The organism is Sorangium sp. So ce375 (assembly GCF_051473855.1).
Classification (GTDB): domain Bacteria; phylum Myxococcota_A; class Polyangia; order Polyangiales; family Polyangiaceae; genus Sorangium.
In genome coordinates this window covers 11,768,180-11,785,514 of sequence record NZ_CP150335.1, presented here as the reverse complement: position 1 = coordinate 11,785,514, position 17,335 = coordinate 11,768,180, and the positions used below count along the sequence as shown (strand labels likewise).

The 17,335-nt window shown below is 72.8% G+C and carries 14 protein-coding genes; 7 read left to right on the top strand and 7 right to left on the bottom strand.

The annotated features are described in order from the left end of the window. Positions 1-2: 2 nt before the first annotated feature. Complete coding sequence (gene tssI / locus WME90_RS43820; RefSeq protein WP_437278047.1) at positions 3-2,066, top strand: type VI secretion system tip protein TssI/VgrG; 2,064 nt, start codon at positions 3-5, stop codon at positions 2,064-2,066. Positions 2,067-2,078: 12 nt separating this feature from the next. Here the strand turns inward: tssI and WME90_RS43815 are convergent, their stop codons facing one another. The 5 genes from WME90_RS43815 to WME90_RS43795 all read right to left on the bottom strand — a co-directional run bounded on the left by WME90_RS43815 (position 2,079) and on the right by WME90_RS43795 (position 8,026). Next, complete coding sequence (locus WME90_RS43815; RefSeq protein WP_437278046.1) at positions 2,079-2,777, bottom strand: GbsR/MarR family transcriptional regulator; 699 nt, start codon at positions 2,775-2,777, stop codon at positions 2,079-2,081. A 103-nt stretch (positions 2,778-2,880) separates the two neighbouring features. After that, complete coding sequence (locus WME90_RS43810) at positions 2,881-3,531, bottom strand: TlpA family protein disulfide reductase (RefSeq protein ID WP_437278045.1); 651 nt, start codon at positions 3,529-3,531, stop codon at positions 2,881-2,883. Positions 3,532-3,620: 89 nt separating this feature from the next. After that, a complete protein-coding gene (locus WME90_RS43805) occupies positions 3,621-3,869 on the bottom strand; it encodes a glutaredoxin family protein (RefSeq protein WP_437278044.1) in 249 nt (82 codons plus the stop codon). A gap of 38 nt (positions 3,870-3,907) precedes the next feature. Then, a complete protein-coding gene (locus WME90_RS43800; RefSeq protein ID WP_437278043.1) occupies positions 3,908-5,398 on the bottom strand; it encodes a B12-binding domain-containing radical SAM protein in 1,491 nt (496 codons plus the stop codon). A gap of 84 nt (positions 5,399-5,482) precedes the next feature. Further along, the gene (locus tag WME90_RS43795; protein WP_437278042.1) at positions 5,483-8,026 is read right to left on the bottom strand and encodes a DNA internalization-related competence protein ComEC/Rec2; all 2,544 of its coding nucleotides are present in this window, start codon (positions 8,024-8,026) and stop codon (positions 5,483-5,485) included. A gap of 274 nt (positions 8,027-8,300) precedes the next feature. Between WME90_RS43795 and WME90_RS43790 the strand changes: the two genes are divergently transcribed. From WME90_RS43790 to WME90_RS43765, 6 genes are all read left to right on the top strand, one after another. Next, positions 8,301-9,485: a trypsin-like serine protease gene (locus WME90_RS43790; protein ID WP_437278041.1), complete on the top strand. Its 1,185-nt coding sequence runs from the start codon at positions 8,301-8,303 to the stop codon at positions 9,483-9,485. Next, positions 9,478-10,518: an ABC transporter substrate-binding protein gene (locus WME90_RS43785; protein ID WP_437278040.1), complete on the top strand. Its 1,041-nt coding sequence runs from the start codon at positions 9,478-9,480 to the stop codon at positions 10,516-10,518. Before WME90_RS43790 ends, WME90_RS43785 begins: the two co-directional genes overlap by 8 nt. Next, a complete protein-coding gene (locus WME90_RS43780; protein ID WP_437278039.1) occupies positions 10,515-11,261 on the top strand; it encodes a TlyA family RNA methyltransferase in 747 nt (248 codons plus the stop codon). Before WME90_RS43785 ends, WME90_RS43780 begins: the two co-directional genes overlap by 4 nt. A gap of 312 nt (positions 11,262-11,573) precedes the next feature. Further along, positions 11,574-12,773, top strand: coding sequence for an ABC transporter substrate-binding protein (locus WME90_RS43775; RefSeq protein WP_437278038.1), 1,200 nt, complete (start codon positions 11,574-11,576; stop codon positions 12,771-12,773). 63 nt (positions 12,774-12,836) lie between these two features. Beyond that, the gene (locus tag WME90_RS43770) at positions 12,837-13,721 is read left to right on the top strand and encodes a branched-chain amino acid ABC transporter permease (RefSeq protein WP_437278037.1); all 885 of its coding nucleotides are present in this window, start codon (positions 12,837-12,839) and stop codon (positions 13,719-13,721) included. Between the two features lie 128 nt (positions 13,722-13,849). After that, positions 13,850-14,416 carry a hypothetical protein gene (locus tag WME90_RS43765; RefSeq protein WP_437278036.1) on the top strand — a complete coding sequence of 189 codons (567 nt, stop codon included), beginning with the start codon at positions 13,850-13,852 and terminating at the stop codon, positions 14,414-14,416. A 7-nt stretch (positions 14,417-14,423) separates the two neighbouring features. Here the strand turns inward: WME90_RS43765 and sdhB are convergent, their stop codons facing one another. Then, positions 14,424-15,245, bottom strand: a complete 822-nt coding sequence (gene sdhB / locus WME90_RS43760) for a succinate dehydrogenase iron-sulfur subunit (RefSeq protein ID WP_437278035.1) — start codon at positions 15,243-15,245, stop codon at positions 14,424-14,426. Between the two features lies 1 nt (position 15,246). Further along, positions 15,247-17,292: a succinate dehydrogenase flavoprotein subunit gene (sdhA, locus tag WME90_RS43755; protein WP_437278034.1), complete on the bottom strand. Its 2,046-nt coding sequence runs from the start codon at positions 17,290-17,292 to the stop codon at positions 15,247-15,249. Positions 17,293-17,335 lie beyond the last annotated feature (43 nt).

Genomic DNA, 17,335 nt, shown 5'->3' with positions numbered 1-17,335 from the left:
CGATGAACCGAGAGCCGACGCAATCCCTGAGGTGCAGCGAGCCGAGCGCAGCCCAGCCGTGCGGCGAGCACGCGGCTGCGACGGCGCACCACGCGAAGAGCGCCGTGACGGTGGGCGCGGCGTCCGCTGCGGCGTCCGCTGTCGCGCGCCCCCACGAGGCCCCCGACGCAGGCCCCCCGTGCGACGAGCCGATCGCGCGCGCGGCGTGCCCTGCGAGCGCGGAGGAGGCGGCCGAGCCGGTGGAGGACGCCCCCCCGGCGCCGCATCCGGACGACGGAGGCATCCTCGCGGCTCCGGCGCGAGCGAGCGCCGGAGGACCGCGGGGGCTGCCTCTCTCGCCACCGCACGCGACCCTCGGAGGGCCGCGGGAAGCGCCGCCGCAGCAGCCGGGCGCGATCCTCCGAGGACCGCGGGATGCGCCGCAGCAGCAGCCGGGCGCGAGCGCCGGAGGGCCGCGGGGGCTCCCGCCGTCCCAGGGCAGCCCTCACGCGGCCGATCACCTGCCGTCCCGCGAGCTCGGCGCAGCGGGATCGGCGCTCTACGCCGCGCGCGGGGCGCCGGTGGAAGCGCTCCAAGCGGCGAAGGCCGCGCTCCGGGACCGGGCACGGCAGGCGCCGATCCTGCGGCTCGACTCCGACGATTTCTCCTGCGACCTCACCCGGGTTCGCGGGGTGCACGGCAAAGAGGCCATCGGCCAGCTCTTCTCGTACGACATCGACGTCGTGTGCAGCGACGGCGCCGAGCTCTCGATCGAGCAGGTGCTCGGGGCGACGGCGTCGCTCGTGTTCGAGGTCCAGGGCGCGGAGGAGCGCACCGTCTACGGCATGATCGCCGAGGTGGAGGACCGCCACGAGACGGAGGCCGCCTTCCGCTCCTACCGGCTCCGGCTCGTGCCGCGGGCGTTCCGCGCGACGCTCGTGGAGCTCCAGCAGGTCTTCCTCGACATCAGCGTGCCGGAGCTCATCCAGCAGAAGCTCGCGATGATCGGGCTCGGGCCCGAGGACGTGGTGATGCGCCTCTACCGCGATCACCCGGCTCGGGAGATGATCGTCCAGTACAAGGAGACGGATCTGGCCTTCATCTCGCGGCTCGCCGAGCACCTCGGGATCTCGTTCTTCTTCGAGCACGGGTCGGGCCGCGACGTGATGGTGTTCACCGACGAGCAGAGGGGCTTCCAGCCGCTGCCGGGGGGCGACGAGGTGGTGTTCCGGCCGCGGGGCGAGCGGCGCGACATGTTCGAGCTCAAGGAGCAGGCCAGGGCCTTCCCCGCGACGTACGTGATGCAGGAGTACAACTACCGGACGCCAAGGCTCGACATGACGGCGGCGCACGAGTCGCCGGCGGGCCTCGGGGGCGGGGTGGTCGAGTACGGCGCCCACCACAAGACGCCGGAGGAGGGCCAGCGGCTGGCGCAGATCCGCGCGGAGGAGCGCGCCTCGTCCAGCCGCTATTTCGAGTGCCAGAGCGACGAGCTCCGGCTGATCCCGGGGGCCGTCTTCGCGCTCGATGGCCACCCGCGGCTCGACGGCGAGCGGTTCCTGGCCGTCGAGGTCGAGCACCGCGCGGTGCAGCCGGTGGCCATCGAGGGCAGCGGCGGCGGCGAGCAGGAGTACGTCAACCGCGCGCGCCTCGTGCGCGCCGAGCAGGCCTACCGCCCGCCGCGGACGGCGCCGCGGCCGAAGATCCACGGGGTGGTGACGGCGCTCGTGGAGCCGCTCCCGGACGGCGAGATCGGGGAGGTCTCGCCCATCGACGAGCAGGGGCGCTACCGGGTGCGCTTCCACTTCGACGCAGGGGATCCCGCGTCGCGCGCGTTCCCCTCGCGGCTCGTGCGGATGATCCAGGCGCACGCCGGGCCGAACTACGGGATCCACTTCCCGCTCAAGCCCGGCATCGAGGTGCTGATGGTCTTCGTCGACGGCGACCCCGACCGCCCGATGATCGTGGGCGCCGCGCCCAACCCGATCACGCCGTCCCCCGTGACCCGGGAGGTGAACCTGATGCACCGGATCGAGACCTCGACCGGCATCCTCATCGAGATGCGGGACTGCCCGCCGCGCGGGTGACGCGGCCCGCCGCTACTTCTTGCGCCCCGATCGGCCGCTCAGGCGGCTGATCGCGTCGCCCGCCGCCCAGGCGACGCGGGCCGCCGCGTTCAGGGAGCGGACCATCGCCTCGGGCACCTGCGCGATCAGCCGCTCGAGATCGACCGGGCCGTCGATCGACGGCAGGAGCTGCTCCATCAGGTCGGCGAACAGGTCGTACTTGCGCGACAGGTCGTCGAGCCGCGAGCGCATCGCGTCGGCCTCCGCGCCCTGCGCGTCGCCGAGCAGCGCGAGGGCGCGCCGCGCGAGGGCGCGCTTGTCCTGCACCACGCGGCGCAGGCGGCCGAGGTAGGCGCCGACGATCACGTCGGGGTACTTGCCGCGCAGCGCGAACGAGTCGTGCCGCGCGCCCGACTCCCGCCGGCGCTCGATGATCCCGGCCGCCTCGAGGCCGCGCAGGTTCGCGAAGATGTTGCTCTTGGAGCGGCCGAGTTCCTGGCTCAGCTCATCCATCGAGCGCGGCTCGTCCGCCAGGTAGAGCGCCGCCACGACCTGCCCCCCCAGCCGGGTGATGCCGGGGAACGACGCGGCGATCTCGGCGCCCACCCCCTCGAGCAGCGCCTGCCGCGCCGCCGCGACCCGCTCGTCCGAGGCGCTCCCGTCGCCCCCCTCGACCGTTGCGGGCGTCTGCGGCGGGTGCGCTGTCGGCGACGTCGGCCTCCGGGCGGTCATGATGGGTGACTCACATAACGATCTTTCGCGAATGCGCCAAGCGGCGAGCGCGCCCTGTACGCCCCGCGCGCCTGGCCCGATCACCCGCGCGCCGGAGAGCCCTTCAGGAATCGTCGGCGCAGACGTCGACGGCCCCGGCGCGCGGCTTGCTCTTGTAGATGTCGGCCGGGCAGCTGCCCCAGCGCGAGACCATCTCGCCCACCTCGAGGGCCAGGCTGCTCGACCAGTCCCGGGCGCCGTCGAAGCGGGCCCGGATGATCCCGTTCGGGTCGATGATCCACGTCTCCGGGTAGAGCTGCGTGCCGTACTGGTCCATCACGACCTTGGACTCCGGGTCGAAGAGGACCGGGAACGGCGGGTCCCCGTTCAGGGCCACCTTGAGCGCGTCGCGCACGTCGTCCGGCCCCTCGTCGGTCGAGACCGTGAGGACGACGATGTCCTTCCGCGACTGAGCGATCCGGCCGAGCTCCGCGAGCGCCGGCATCTCCTGCAGGCACGGAGCGCAGGTCTTGGTCCAGAAGTTCAGGAAGACCGTCTTGCCCCGGAAGGACGACAGCCGGACGGGCTTGCCGTTCATGTCCGGCAGCTCGAAGTCCGGCGCGAGCCGGTTCCGGCCGGCGTACGCCGGGCGCAGGGCGCAGATGGCCTCGCAGCCGGTGGTGCGCTGGTCGTTCTGCGCCGCGTGCACGAAGCCGTAGACCGCGACGGCAGCGACGAGGATGAAGGCGATCTGCGCGATCGACGTCCACTTCACGGGGATTCGCATAGCGTAGCGCGGCGCAGGGCGAAAGCGCGCCGAAACGCCCCGCCGACGCGCGGCCTCACTCCGGCCTCACTCCGGCCTCACTCCGGCCCGGAGAGCAGCCGCTCGAGCCGCCGCTCGTCGACGCGGTACTTCATGATCTTCCGCCCATCGAGCTCGACCACGGGGACCTCCCAGTCGTACAGCGCTCGCTTCTCCGGGCCGGCCTCCCGGTCGAGGTCGACGACGGCGAGCTCGAACGGCAGCCGGGCGCGCACGCGCTCGAGCGCCGCGTGGGCCTCCTCGCAGAGGTGGCAGCGCTCGCGCGTGAAGAGGGTCAGCGACTTCATCGTCACGTGGCGTCCTCCGGGCCGGGCTGCCGCCCCGCTCACCCCGCCGCGAGCAGCGGCAGGCTCTTCTGGCGCGGCGGCTCCGGCCGCTTGATCTTCTCGAACGCGCGCTCGTAGTCGCGGAACGAGCCGCCCGCGTGCACCGCCTGCAGCACGGCGCGCCCCTCGGCCTCGCCGCCGGCGGCGAGCACCGCCTCGACCCACGCCCAGCGCGCGCTCGTGGCCCGCACGTCCGCGCGGCCGCGCAGCCCGCGGCGGAGCCGGTCGAGCCGCTTGTTCACGACGTCGATCCCAGCGAAGCGCGCGCCGTGGAGCGGCGTGTTGCGCTTCGGGCAAAACGGCGCGATCCCGAGCGCGACCGGCACGATCCGGGACAGCTCCGTGACGAACGCGACGCACTCGTCGACGTCGGCGTCGGTCTCGCCGGGGACGCCCACCATCAGGTACAGCTTGAGCCGGTTCATCCCGTGCTGCCGCGCGAGCTCTGCGGCCCGCTGGAGGTGCCTGGGCCGCGCGCGCCGCTCGAGCGTCTCGCGGACCCGCTCGCTCGTGCCGTCCATCGCCGTCGTGAGCGTCTTGTAGCCAGCGAGCCGCAGCGCGCCGACGAACTCGTCGGTCAGCCTGTCGGGCCGGAGGCTGCTCAGCCCGACCTCGCAGCCCCGCTCGGCGAGCGTCCGGACCACCTCGACGATCTTCGGGTGGTCGCTGACCGCGGCGCCGACGAGGCCGACGCGCCGCGCGTCCTCGGGGACGAGCCCGAGCAGGCGCTCCTTCGGGACGATGCGCATGCCGCCGTTTGTCGAGCGGCGCATCACGCAGTAGGTGCACCCGCGCGAGCAGCCCCGCTCCGCCTCGATGAGGAACATGTTCGAGAGCTCCGTCTCCTCGGCGCGGATCGGCGACCAGGCGGGGAGGAGCGCGTCGTCGCACCGCGCGACCGGGGGCATCTCCGCGCCGTGGCGCGCGGGGACGAAGACGTGAGGGAGGCCCGCGAGCGCGTCGAGCGCCGCCTCGCGCGACGGGGCGTCCCGCAGCACGCGGAGCGCCTCCACGGCCAGGGTGTCCGCCTCGCCCATGATGATCGCGTCGGCGAACACGGCGAGCGGCAGCGGGTTCGAGAACGTGAGCGGCCCGCCCGCGAGGACGAACGGGTCGCGGTAGGAGCGCTCCTCCCGGAGCGGAGGGATCCCCGCCAGCTCGAGCAGGCGGACGACCCCGGCGAGCTCGAGCTCGTAGGCCACCGAGAGCGCGATGACCGGGAAATCGGAGATGGGGCGGAGCCCCTCGTACGTGACCGGAGGGCCGTCCGAGCCCTGGCCCTCGTCGTCCGGCAGGAAGGCCCGCTCGCACGCCATCCCGGGCTCGGCCTGGATGGTCTTGTAGATCTGGAGGAAGCCGAGCGAGCTCATTCCAGCCCGGTACGGCGAGGGGTAAGACAGCGCGACGCGGAAGGGCGCCTGCTTGTCGATACGACCGACCTCCCCCGCGAGGCGGCGGCGGATGGTGGTCGTCATCGCGCTACGAGACATCGGCTCCAGCGTCGCTCAGGGGACGTCCAGGCGCAAGGATGGGAGGCCAGCTGACAGCCGCCCGGAGCGGGGATTTTTTCCAGCTCACGGCGCGCCGTTCTCCGGGTCGTGTCCGGCGGCCACACCCGCGCGGCGGGGTCCGGGAGCCGGGCGCGGCGGCTCGCCCGGGCGGGACCAGAGGACGCGCTCGCCGTCGGTCTCCCAGGTCAGGGCGCCGCCGCGGTCCGTGCGCGCGATCGCGACGCCGCCGGCCGAGAGGCGGGAGAGCACCTCGGGGCTCGGGTGCCCGAAGCGGTTGCGGACGCCGCAGGAAACGGCGGCGATCGAGGGGTCGACGGCCGCGAGGAGCGCCGCGCCGGTCGAGGTCCGGCTGCCGTGGTGCCCCACCTTGAGCAGATCGGCCCGGAGCGCGGCGCCGTAGCGCGCCACGAGCGCGTCCTCGGCCTCGTGCTCCGCGTCGCCCACGAGCAGCGCGGAGCGAGCCCCGTAGCTGATGCGCAGGATGAAGGAGTTGTCGTTGGCGCCCCGGTCGGGGTGGAGCTCCGGGCACGGCGCGAGCACCTCGATGGTCGCCCCCGAGAGGACCCGCGGCCTGCCGCAGAGCGAGGCGGGCCGCACGATGGGCACGCCGCGCCGGCGCAGATCCGACAGGAGCTTCCGGTAGACCGGGCCCGCGCCCTCGGCCTCGCCCTGGCCCGTGTCCCAGAGCTCGCCGACCTCGACGCCCTCCACCGTGGCGGGCAGGCCGCCGAAGTGATCCGGGTGCGGGTGCGAGAGGACGACGGCGTCGAGGCGCACGCGGCGGCGCGATCGCAGCAGCGGCCGGAGGACGCGCGCGCCCGTATCGACGGGGCTGCCCACGAACCCGCCGGCGTCGACGAGCATCGCGCCGCCCTCGGGGAGGTCGATCAGGAGGGCGTCGCCTTGCCCCACGTCGAGGACGTTGACGCGCAGCACGCCGCGCGGCGCGCCCGCGCGCGAGGCGATGCCCTCGAGCAGCAGCCACGCGGCGGCGCCGACGGCGAGCGCGGCCAGCCGGCGGCCACGGCGGTCCGCGGCCCACGCGAGCGCGATCGCGGCGGCGAGCGCGGCCAGCTGGGCGGGCGACGGCTCGGGCAGGCGCAGCACGACGCCGGTCTCCGCCGAGGCGCGGGCCACGGCGCGCACCGCGAGCAGCGCGCCCGACCCGACGAGCGCGCACCCGCGCTCGACCGGCGGCGCCCACGAGAGCACCGCGTGCGCGAGGCAGAACGGGAGCGCCGCCAGCTCGCCGATCGGCGCGGCGACCACGTTCGCCGCCACGCCGAGCAGCGGGAACGTCTCGCTGTTCATGAGCAGCAGCGGCGCGCACCCGAACATGGCGGCGAGCGTCGTCGCGAGGGGCGCGAGGACCTTGCGCGCGAGCTCCCGCGGCGACGACCCGCCCGGCCCGCCCTCGGCGCCGCCGTCGCCGCGCTCCCCCGGGGAGGGCACGAGCAGCGCGGCGAGCGGCCGCTGCAGCCAGAGCAGCCCGGCGGTCGCCGCGGCGGACAGGCCGAACGAGAGATCACACGCGACGAGCGGATCCACGGCGGCGGCGCCCGCGAGCGACAGGGCGAAGCAGCGGACGCCCACCGGGCGGAGGCCCAGGAGGCGGGCGCCCATCGCGCAGCTGAGCATCGCCGCGGCGCGCATCGCCGAGCCGCCGCCGCCGGCGAAGTCGGCGTAGAGCCACGCGGCCGGCACGCACAGCGCCGCGGTGATGCGGCCCGCGTCCCACCGGGCGGCGATCGGCCCGACGCGGACGAGGATCGCGCGGAGCGCCGCGGCGAAGCCCGCCACCGCGAGGACGAGGTGCGTCCCCGAGACCGCGAGCAGGTGCGCGAGGCCGCTCTCGCGGAAGGCCTGCTGGTCCTCGGGCGCGAGGTCGGTCTCGCCGAGCACGAGCGCGCGCCCGAGCGCCACGGCGTCGGGGTGGAACGTCGCCTCGATGCGCCCGCGCACGAAGGCGCGCGCGCGGTCGACGGCAGCGCCGATCGAGCGCCCCTCCGACGTCCGCCGCGCCTCGACGATCGTTCCGCTCGCGACGATCCCGCTCCGCGCGATCGCGGCGCTCGCGTCCCGGAGCCCTTCGTTCCGGAACAGGTGGATCGGCGCGAGGTCCACGGCGACCTCGATCCGGTCGCCCCGCGCGAGATCCAGCGGCGCGCCGTAGAGGCGCGCGCGGAGCGGCCCCGGCAGCGCTCGTCCGCCGCACGTCCCCGAGGAGAGCTCCACGTCGATGCGCGAGGCCGGCGGCTCCGGCGCCTCGCCCGCGTCCGGCGCCGCGCGCGGGTCGGCCGAGCGCTGCTGCGCCGCCCCGACCACGACCGGCGAGCTCACGACGGCGCCCGCCACCTCGCAGCGCGCCGGCGGGTGCAGCAGCGCGAGGGCGCCATCGTAGGCGGCGCCCGCGCCGTCGAGCAGCGCGCGGGCGCGGAGGCCGCTCACGACGAGCGCCACCCCGGCGGCGGCGAGCGCGGCGCGGCCGGCCCGGCGGCGGAGCGCCGCCGCGGCGAGCGCGGCGCCGAGCGCCGTGGCCAGCGGAGAGAGGGCGAGCGGCGCGCCCGCGGCGAGCGCGAGCCCGAAGAGCAGGACGGGATCGATCACGGCCGCACCGCCCCGCAAACCCCGGGCCGCGCGCATTCCCGCGGCATTTCACGCCGGAGCGAGCGCCGTGTCCCTGGCGCCGCCATGGCGGCGCCGGGCGCGCCGGCGCACCGCGCGAATCCTGCAAGAGCTCTCTCTTGTGTAGTGAAAGCAACGAGCCGAGTCGGTCATCGCACCCGGTACGCGTGCATGACCGCGACTTCGCCTCTAGAATCTTCCGCTCGTTGCGGCGCCCCGCGGCACGCGCAGACATTGCAGCATTTGGAGGCTCTCGATGTCCTTTTGCTTGCCCAGAGTCACCTTGATTCTCGCCCTGGGACTCGCTGCGACAGCGTGCAGCTCGGCATGGGACGAGCCCACTGACCCGATCGGCGAGGCGCGGGACGCCATTCAGGACGGATATCTCGACAACGACGACAGGGCTGTCGTGGGCATCTACAACGAAGAGATCGGCGCGATCTGCACCGGTAGCCTGATCGCCCCGAACGTGGTGCTGACCGCGCGCCACTGCGTGTCGGACATGGCCAATGAGCTCAACGGCCAGATCACCTGTCGATCCACGAGGTTCACGGACACGCACCTGGCGCGGCGGATCTTCGTGACGACCGACGCGGAGATCGGCACGTTCGCGCGTTACTACGCCGGCAGCGAGATCGTGCTGCTCCCCGGCGGGGAGACGGACGAGTTCTGCGGCAACGATCAGGCGATCCTGATCCTGGCCGAGCCGATCCCGGAGAGCGAGGCCGTCCCGCTCGTGCCGCGCGTCGACCTCCCCCTCCAAGAGGGGGAGGAGTACTACGCGGTCGGCTTCGGAGCGACGAACGACGAGAGCGCCGGCGCGGGCCTGCGGCGGCGCCGCGACAGGCTGTTCATCGACTGCGTGGCCGACGGCTGCCCGTCGTCCTTGGTGAAGGCGACGGAGTGGGTCGGAGACACCGGCATCTGCGAGGGCGACTCGGGCGGACCCAGCCTCGATCTGATGCAGCGCGTGATCGGCGTGACCTCGCGCGGGGCCGCGGGCTGCGAGTACCCGATCTACGGCTATGTGTACCGCTGGGCGGAATGGATTAAGGAGACGACCGTGCGTGCCGCCCGTGCCGGAGGATACGAGGCGCCCTCCTGGGCGACCGGCTACCCCACCGATCCCGTCTATTCGGCGGAGGTCGGCGCCGCGTGCTGGCAGCCGGAGCAGTGCCCTGCGAACGCGTGCCTCGACAGCTACTGCACGCGGCCCTGCAGCGAGGCCGCGGCGTGCCCTGGCGGCTACAGCTGCAACGACGAGCTCGGCGTCTGCGCGAAGGTCCCCGAGCCGTCCGAGGACGAAGCGTGGAGCGGCTCCTGTAGCAGCGCCAACCCGCGGCCCGATCCGACGCAGCCGGTCCCCTGGGTGCTCGGGGCGGCGAGCCTGGGCGCTCTCGCGGGCCTGCGACGGCGCCGCGGCCGGGAGCAGCTTGGCTGACGATCGGCGCCCTTCCACGCGGAGCGCCGCCGGCCGCGCGCTCCTGCCGGCTTCTCCGGGGCCTGCGCTCCTGCCGGGCGCTCCGGACCACGCGCTCTCGCGGCGGGCCGCGCTCGCCGCGCTCGCGGCGCTCGGGCTCGCGGCGTGCGGGCGCGCCGCCCCGGCGCGCGCGACGGGAGCGCGGGTCGTCTCCCTGTCGCCCAGCACCACGGAGGCGGTCTTCGCGATCGGCGCCGGCGCGGCCCTCGTCGGCCGCTCCCGCCACTGCGACCACCCGCCCGAGGTGCTCCGCCTCCCCAGCGTCGGCGGCTACGCTGATCCGAGCATCGAGGCGATCATCGCGCTCTCGCCGACCCTCGTCGTCGGCGCCCGCGGCCCCGCGGGGCCCGCGCTCGACGAGACGCTGCGCGGGCACGGCATCGCGACGTTCTTCCCCGAGACCGAGTCGCTCGCGCAGATCGAGGACATGCTCATGGAGCTCGGGCGGCGGCTCGACGCGGCGCCCGGCGCCGAGCAGGCGATCGGCCGGATCCGCGCCCGGCGCCTCGCGGTCGAGCAGGCCGTGAAGGGCGCGCCGCGCGTCCGGGCCGCCCTGCTGTTCGACACCTCGCCCGTCTTCGTCGCGGGCCCCGGCAGCTTCGTCGATGAGCTCATCCGGATGGCCGGCGGCGAGAACGTGATCACCCGCGGCGGCGCTTACCCGTCGATCAGCGTCGAGCAGCTGCTCGCGCTGGATCCCGATGTCCTTCTCGACGGCACGTCCAACGACGCCGAGGCGCACGGCCCCTCCAGGCTGGCGGTGCTCAGGGACGCGCCCGGCTGGAGATCCCTGCGCGCCGTGCGCGAGGGGCGCCTGCGCCCGCTGAACATCGACGTCGCGCTGCGCCCGGGCCCGCGCATCGGCGACGGCCTCGCGACCGTCGCGCGGGCGCTCCACGGCGAGTCGCTGGCGCTCTCCGACGCCGCGGCCCTCCCTCCCTCCCCGGGCAGCGGCGCGGGCCTCGCGACCCCCCTGCCCCGGACGGCGCCATGACCCGCGTGCGCGCCGACGCCCTGCTCGTCGCCCGGAAGCTCGCCGGCTCGCGGACCGAGGCGCAGGCGCTGATCATGGCCGGCAAGGTCACCTCCGGGCCGCGCCGCATCGACAAGCCGGGCACGCTGCTCCCGGAGGACGCCGAGGTCCACGTCGCCTCGGGCCCCCGGTTCGTCTCGCGCGGCGGCGACAAGCTCGAGAGCGCGCTCGCGGCGTTCACGGCGCACGGCCTCGACGTCGCCGGCAAGACCTGCGTCGACGTGGGCGCCTCGACCGGCGGCTTCACCGACTGCCTGCTCCAGCGGGGCGCGGCGCGGGTGTTCGCCGTCGACGTCGGCTACGGCCAGCTCGCCGCCAAGCTCCGCGCCGATCCGCGCGTCGAGGTGCGCGATCGGGTCAACGCCCGCGAGCTCCAGCGGGAGGACTTCGACGTCCCCATCGATCTCGTCGTCGTCGACGCGTCGTTCATCAGCATCTCGCGGCTCATCGACGCGATCGCCCGCCTGCTCCGCCCGTCGGGGGACCTTGTCGCGCTGATCAAGCCGCAGTTCGAGGCGGGCCGCGAGGCCGCCGCCCGCGGCCGCGGCGTCATCCGCGACGAGGCGACCCGCCTCGGGGCGATCGCCGACGCGCGCCAGGCCATCGAGGCCGCGGGCTTCACGGTCGTCGGCCAGGTCGACAGCGCGGTGCGCGGGCCGAAGGGGAACGTCGAGCACTTCGTCCACGCGCGCCGCGTCGGTTAGCCGCCCGTCGTTGGCTAGCCCTCATGCGCACCGCGTCGGCCAGCCGCCGCGCGCCCCGCGTCGGTGTGCCGCGCCTCACCGCGACGCGCGACGTCGACGCGGCGCGACGTCGGGCTCGGCCGGTGGAATCCGTGGAAAATCGAATACTTAAAGTGCTCCATGCCGACCGCGCGGCGGCCGGACGGTGCTGACGTGCCGCGTAGACAATGGTAGACGCGATGAGTACACGCGCTCTGAGCCGCTGCGTGGGCGGCCATGGCCACCGCGGGCGACTCCCACGCGAGGCAGCCCGGCGACAGGGAGGACGACGACATGCTCGGACGACGGGGTTTGGTGGGGATGATCGCCGGGGCGCTCGCGCTCAGCGCGATGACGCTCGGTTGCGACAAGAAGAGCGAGGGTTCGGCCGGCGACGCGGCCAAGCACGCCCAGGATGACGCCGAGTGGAAGGTCGGCGCTTACTTCAGCCTCTCGGGCGAGGAGACGGCGTTCGGCGTCGACTCGAAGGAGGGTATCGATCTCGCGATCGACGAGGTCAACAAGGCCGGTGGGGTCAAGGGCAAGCCCATCCACGTCCTTTACGAGGACAACAAGTCGAAGCCCGAGGAGGCGACGAACAAGGTCCTCCAGCTCATCGATCGGGATCACGTGCTGGCCCTCCTCGGCGAGGTCGCCTCGTCGCGGTCGCGCGCCGGCGGCATCGTCGCCAACAAGAAGAAGGTGCCGATGATCTCGCCGTCCTCCACGAACCCGGACGTGACGAAGGTCGGCCCGTTCGTGTTCCGCGCCTGCTTCACGGACGACGTGCAGGGCCAGATGGGCGCGCAGTTCATCGTGAACACGCTCGGCAAGAAGAAGGTGGGGCTCTTCTTCGCCTCCGACGACCTCTACTCGTCGGGCCTCGCCAAGGAGTTCCGCGACGAGGTGAAGCGACTAGGCGGCGAGATCGTCATGGAGAAGAGCTTCCTCAAGAAGGAGACAAACTTCACGACGTACATCAACGAGCTCAAATCGGCGAACCCCGAGATGATCTACGCGCCGATCTACTACACGAGCATGGCCCCGGTCGCGCGGCAGGCCAAGGCCGCGGGCGTCCCGGGGAGCATGTTCGTCGGCAGCGACGGGTGGGACGCGAACGAGCTGCTGCGCGACGCCGCGGACGAGCTCGACGGCGCGTACTTCACGAACCACTACGCGCCCGACGTCCCGTGGCCCAACTCGCAGGCCTTCGTGAAGAAGTACAAGGATCGGTACAACCGCACGCCGTCGAGCATCGCGGCCCAGGGCTATGACGCGGCCAGGCTGCTCGCCGACGCGATGGGCCGCGCGAAGGAGATGACGCCGGACGACATCCGGGCGGCCATCCAGGACACAAAGGGGTTCCAGGGCGCGACGGGCGTCATCACCATCGATGCGGAGCGCAACGCGGACAAGCCGGTCGTGATCGTCCGGATCAAGGACAAGCAGTTTACTTACTACGCAACGGTCAACGAGAAGGCTGCGAAGCAGTAGCGGTTGTACCCGCGCGCTCGCCGGATATGCGGAACGTGCGAAACGTGCGGTGAAGAGGTCTCCATGGAGAAGATCGTGAATGCCCTGATCACGGGGCTCGCCCAGGGGTCGATGATCGCGCTGGTCGCCCTCGGCTACACGATGGTTTACGGCATCCTCAAGCTCATCAACTTCGCTCACAGCGAGATCTTCATGATGGGCGCCTTCGCGGGGCTCTTCGGGATCGCGGCGTTCGGCGGCGACAGCGCGCCGCTGTTCGCGGGCGTGGCCGGCACCCTCGGCGCGATGGCCTTCGCGGGCGTCCTCGGGGTCCTCGTGGAGAAGGTGGCTTATGCGCCGCTGCGCTCCCGGGGGCGGGGCCTCGCGAACACCCGGATCACGCCGCTCGTGACGGCGCTCGGGATGAGCGTGCTCCTCCAGAACCTGGCGCAGCTCCTCTTCACCGCGCGCTACCGCGGCTATCCGCAGCTCCTGCCGATCGAGCACACGCGTCAGGTGATCTTCGTCACCTCGATCCTCGTGATGATCGGCCTGGAGCTGCTCGTGCGGCGCACCTGGACGGGCAAGGCGATGCGCGCGCTCAGCGTGAACGTCGAGGCCGCCCGGCTGATGGGCGTCCGCACGAGCCGCATCATCGCGCTCACCTTCCTCACGGGCTCGATGCTCGCGGCGGTGGGTGCGGTGCTCTACTGCCTCGATCAGTCGCAGGTGTACCCCACGATGGGCGTGGTGATCGGCAACCGCGCGTTCGTGGCGGCGGTCATCGGCGGCATCGGCAACATCACGGGCGCCATGCTCGGGGGCATGCTGATCGGGGTCATCGGAGAGATGACGAAGCTCACGCCCTACTCCGGCCTGCAGGACGTCCTTGTGTTCGCGGTGCTGATCGGGGTGCTCCTTGTGAAGCCGACAGGGCTGCTCGGCACGACCGGCACCGAGAAGGTGTAGGGCCGCCCCGGCCCGCTGCCCGAAACGCCGCGCTTCCAGCCTCCGGAACAAGCCCCATCCTCCAGAACGAGCAGGCCGCCCTGGCCCGCCGGCCGACGCGCCGCGCCTCCTTGCGGTATGCTCGGCGCATGCGACGCCTCGCTCTCGTCGTGCCGCTCTCGCTGCTCGCGGCGTGCGCCCCGGTGCCTCCTGCCGACTGGGTCCGCGGCGGCGCGCTGCTCGACATCCCCCGCGCGCGCTGGGCGCTCGCCGACCTCACGATCGACGTCATGCCGGACGGCAAGATCCTCGTGAACGGCGAGCACCAGCTCAGCGTCGATCGCGGCGGGCGCGTGTTCGGCCTGGAGGCCGAGCCTGTGGCGCTGCTCGAGCCGGACGGCCGGGTCATGGGCCCGAACGACGACCCGCTGGGCCAGGTCGGCGTGCTGCACGCCTCGCTGCCGCGCCAGGCGAACGCCTGGATCACGGTGGCCGAGGGCGGCGCGGTGATCCGCTACGCCGAGGACGGCGAGCGGGAGCCGCTCGGCACCTGGATCGGATGCGAGGCGACGGCGCGGGCGCACCAGGCCTGCACGCTGATCACACACGTGATCGGCATGCGCCTTGGCAAGCTGGCGCGGCCGCGCGCGCCGGACCCGTTGCAGATGGGGCTCGGGAACGGGCTCGGGTTTGGCAACGGGTCGCCCTTTCCGTAAAGCGGGCCTACTTCAGCAGCCAGCCGAACAGCATCCGCTTCGTCGTGTCGCGCGCGACGGAGGCGAGCGAGTCGACGAGCGGGATCTCCTTCGGGCACACCTCGACGCAGTTCTGCGACTTGCCGCAATCGGTGATCCCGCCCTCGCTCATCACCGACTCCAGGCGCTCTCCCTCGTGCATCGCCCCCGAAGGGTGCATGTTGTAGAGCCGCACCAGGTTGATGGCGAAGGCGCCGACGAACTTCGTCCCGTCGTTGTACTGCGGGCACGCCTCGACGCAGCAGCCGCACGTCATGCAGCGGGAGAGCGGATATCGCTCCTGCTGCCGCTCCGGCGACTCGCGCGGGCCGGGGCCGAGCTCGTGCGTGCCGTCGATGTCAATCCACGCGCGCACGCGCTTCATGTCCTCGAACATCCGGCTCCGGTCGACGAGCAGGTCGCGCACGAGCGGGAACTTGGACATCGGCTCCAGCGTGATCACCTCGCCCTTCGGCGCGATCTGATCGATGAGCGCCGAGCAGGCCTGACGGACTCGACCGTTGATCACCATCGTGCAGGAGCCGCACACCTCCTCCAGACACACCGCCTCCCAGACGACAGGAGCCACCTCCTTGCCGTCCACGGTCCGCGGATCCCTCTGGATCTGCTGCAGCGCGCTGATCACGTTCATCTGCGGCAGGTAGGGGACCTTGAACTCCTCCCAGCGCCGCGACTCCGTCCGGTCCGCGGTGTCCTGCCGCCGCACCCGCAGGTGCACGAGCCGGCCCTCGCCCTTCGGCTGCGCCGGCGCCGCCGCCCCGTTCGCCTCGTCTCCGCTCGCCTTGGCCATCCTACACGCTCTTCTGCGACAGCTTGCCCGTCGTGGTCTGGACGTTTGCGACGTTGGCGGCGCTCGCTGCGCTCGCCGCGCCCGCCTGCTCGTACTTGCGCTCCCGCGGCGTCACGAGCGACGTGTCCACCGCGTCCGTCACGTGGATCGACTGGCCGGCGCACGCGTAGTCGAACTCGCGGACGAACTTCACCGCGCCCTTCTCCTCGTGGCGCGCCAGCGTCGTGCGCAGCCACGAGGCGTCGTTCCGCGCCGGGAACGCCGGCTTGTAGTGCGCCCCGCGCGACTCGTCGCGGTTCCTCGCGCCCTGCGCGATGACCCGCGCGAGCACGAGCATGTTCTCGAGGTGACGCACGAACTGCGCGCCCTGGTTCACCCGCGGGGCCGTGTCCGTACACTTGATCCGCCCCGCCCGCTCCTCGAGCTCGCCGATCTTCTCGAGCACCCGGTCGAGCGCCGCGTTGTCGCGCTCGATCGTGCAGTCGCGCAGCATCGTCTCGCCGAGCTCCTGGTGCAGCCGGTACGCGTTCTCCGGCTGCTTCGCGTCCTGGTTCTGCGTCAGGATGCGCTGGTAGCTCGCCTCCGCGCGCTTCTCGGCCTTGTCGAAGATCGAGCGCGGCAGGTCGAGCGCGCTCCGCTTGATGCTCCGCTGATAGGTCGCGACCGCAGGCCCGCACACCATGCCGCCGTAGATGCACGAGAGCAGCGAGTTGGCGCCGAGCCGGTTGGCCCCGTGGTACTGGTAGTCCACCTCGCCCACCGCGTAGAGGCCCGGGATGCTCGTCGCGTGGTTGCGCGGCGACCCCGCCTTGAGCGAGCCCCGCGCGTCGGCCTCGTAGTCGACCCACAGGCCGCCCATCGAGTAATGGACCGCAGGGAAGACCTTCATCGGGTTCTTGTACGGGTCCGTGCCCGCGAACTTCTCGTAGATCTCGAGGATGCCCGCGAGCTTCGACCGGAGGAACTTCTCGTCCTTGTGCGTCAGGTCGAGGTAGACCTCGTTCTCGTTCCGGCCCGTCGCGGCGTTCCAGATGCCGCGCCCCTCGTGGAAGCACGTCTTGAAGATCGCGCGCGCGGCGATGTCGCGGGGGACGAGGTTGCCGTAGCCGGGGTACATCCGCTCGAGCAGGTAGTCGCGCTCCTTCTCGGGGATGTCCCGCGGGCTCCGCGCGTCGGTCTTGTCCTTCGGCACCCAGACGCGGCCGCCCTCGCCGCGCGCGCTCTCCGAGATGAGCCGCAGCTTGTCGGCGCCGGGGATCGCCGTCGGGTGCACCTGGATGAACTCGCCGTTCGCGTACACCGCGCCCTGCTGGTAGACCGCCGACGCCGCCGTCCCCGTGCAGATGACGCTCAGCGTGGAGCGGCCGAACACGATGCCGCAGCCGCCCGTCGCGAGCACGACCGCGTCGCCCGTGAACGCGCGGATCTGCATCGATTTCAGGTCCTGCGCGACGCAGCCCACGCACGTGCCGGAGTCGTCGAGGATCGCCTCGAGGAAGTCCCAGAACTCGAACTTCCGGACCATCTTCTCGCCCGGGATCGCCACGCCGTGCTCGTCGGTCACGTCGGCGAGCTCGAACCGCCGCACCTGCTCGTCGAGCGCGTAGAGCAGCTGCTGCCCCGTCGTCGCGCCGGCGAACGCTGTGCGGTGGTACAGCGTGCCGCCGAAGCGGCGGAAGTCGAGCAGGCCCTCGGGCGTCCGGTTGAACGGCACGCCCATGCGATCGAGCATGTTCACGATGCCCGGCGCGGCCTCGGCCATCCCCTTGACGGGCGGCTGGTTCGCGAGGAAGTCGCCGCCGTACGCCGTCTCCTCGAGGTGAACCTGGGGGCTGTCGCCCTCGCCCTTCGTGTTCACCGAGGCGTTGATGCCGCCCTGCGCGCACACGGAGTGCGAGCGCTTCACCGGCACGAGGGAGATCAGGTCGACGGGGACCTTCGCCTCGCACAGCTTGATCACCGTCATCAGGCCGGCGAGCCCGCCCCCGACGACGATCACGCGCCGAACCTTCCCCCCCTCGCTCCTCGTCGTGCTCTTCGCGGCCATATTCGATCCCGATGCTCCCGCGCCGCTCCCCCGAAGGGCGCGG

Coding starts and splice junctions, on each gene's coding strand:
- tssI (WP_437278047.1), top strand. CDS start 3: ATGAACCGAGAGCCGACGCAATCCCTGAGGTGCAGCGAGCCGAGCGCA.
- WME90_RS43805 (WP_437278044.1), bottom strand. CDS start 3,869: ATGAAGTCGCTGACCCTCTTCACGCGCGAGCGCTGCCACCTCTGCGAG.
- WME90_RS43765 (WP_437278036.1), top strand. CDS start 13,850: ATGCGACGCCTCGCTCTCGTCGTGCCGCTCTCGCTGCTCGCGGCGTGC.
- sdhA (WP_437278034.1), bottom strand. CDS start 17,292: ATGGCCGCGAAGAGCACGACGAGGAGCGAGGGGGGGAAGGTTCGGCGC.
- WME90_RS43770 (WP_437278037.1), top strand. CDS start 12,837: ATGGAGAAGATCGTGAATGCCCTGATCACGGGGCTCGCCCAGGGGTCG.
- WME90_RS43790 (WP_437278041.1), top strand. CDS start 8,301: ATGTCCTTTTGCTTGCCCAGAGTCACCTTGATTCTCGCCCTGGGACTC.
- WME90_RS43780 (WP_437278039.1), top strand. CDS start 10,515: ATGACCCGCGTGCGCGCCGACGCCCTGCTCGTCGCCCGGAAGCTCGCC.
- WME90_RS43775 (WP_437278038.1), top strand. CDS start 11,574: ATGCTCGGACGACGGGGTTTGGTGGGGATGATCGCCGGGGCGCTCGCG.
- WME90_RS43815 (WP_437278046.1), bottom strand. CDS start 2,777: ATGACCGCCCGGAGGCCGACGTCGCCGACAGCGCACCCGCCGCAGACG.
- sdhB (WP_437278035.1), bottom strand. CDS start 15,245: ATGGCCAAGGCGAGCGGAGACGAGGCGAACGGGGCGGCGGCGCCGGCG.
- WME90_RS43800 (WP_437278043.1), bottom strand. CDS start 5,398: ATGTCTCGTAGCGCGATGACGACCACCATCCGCCGCCGCCTCGCGGGG.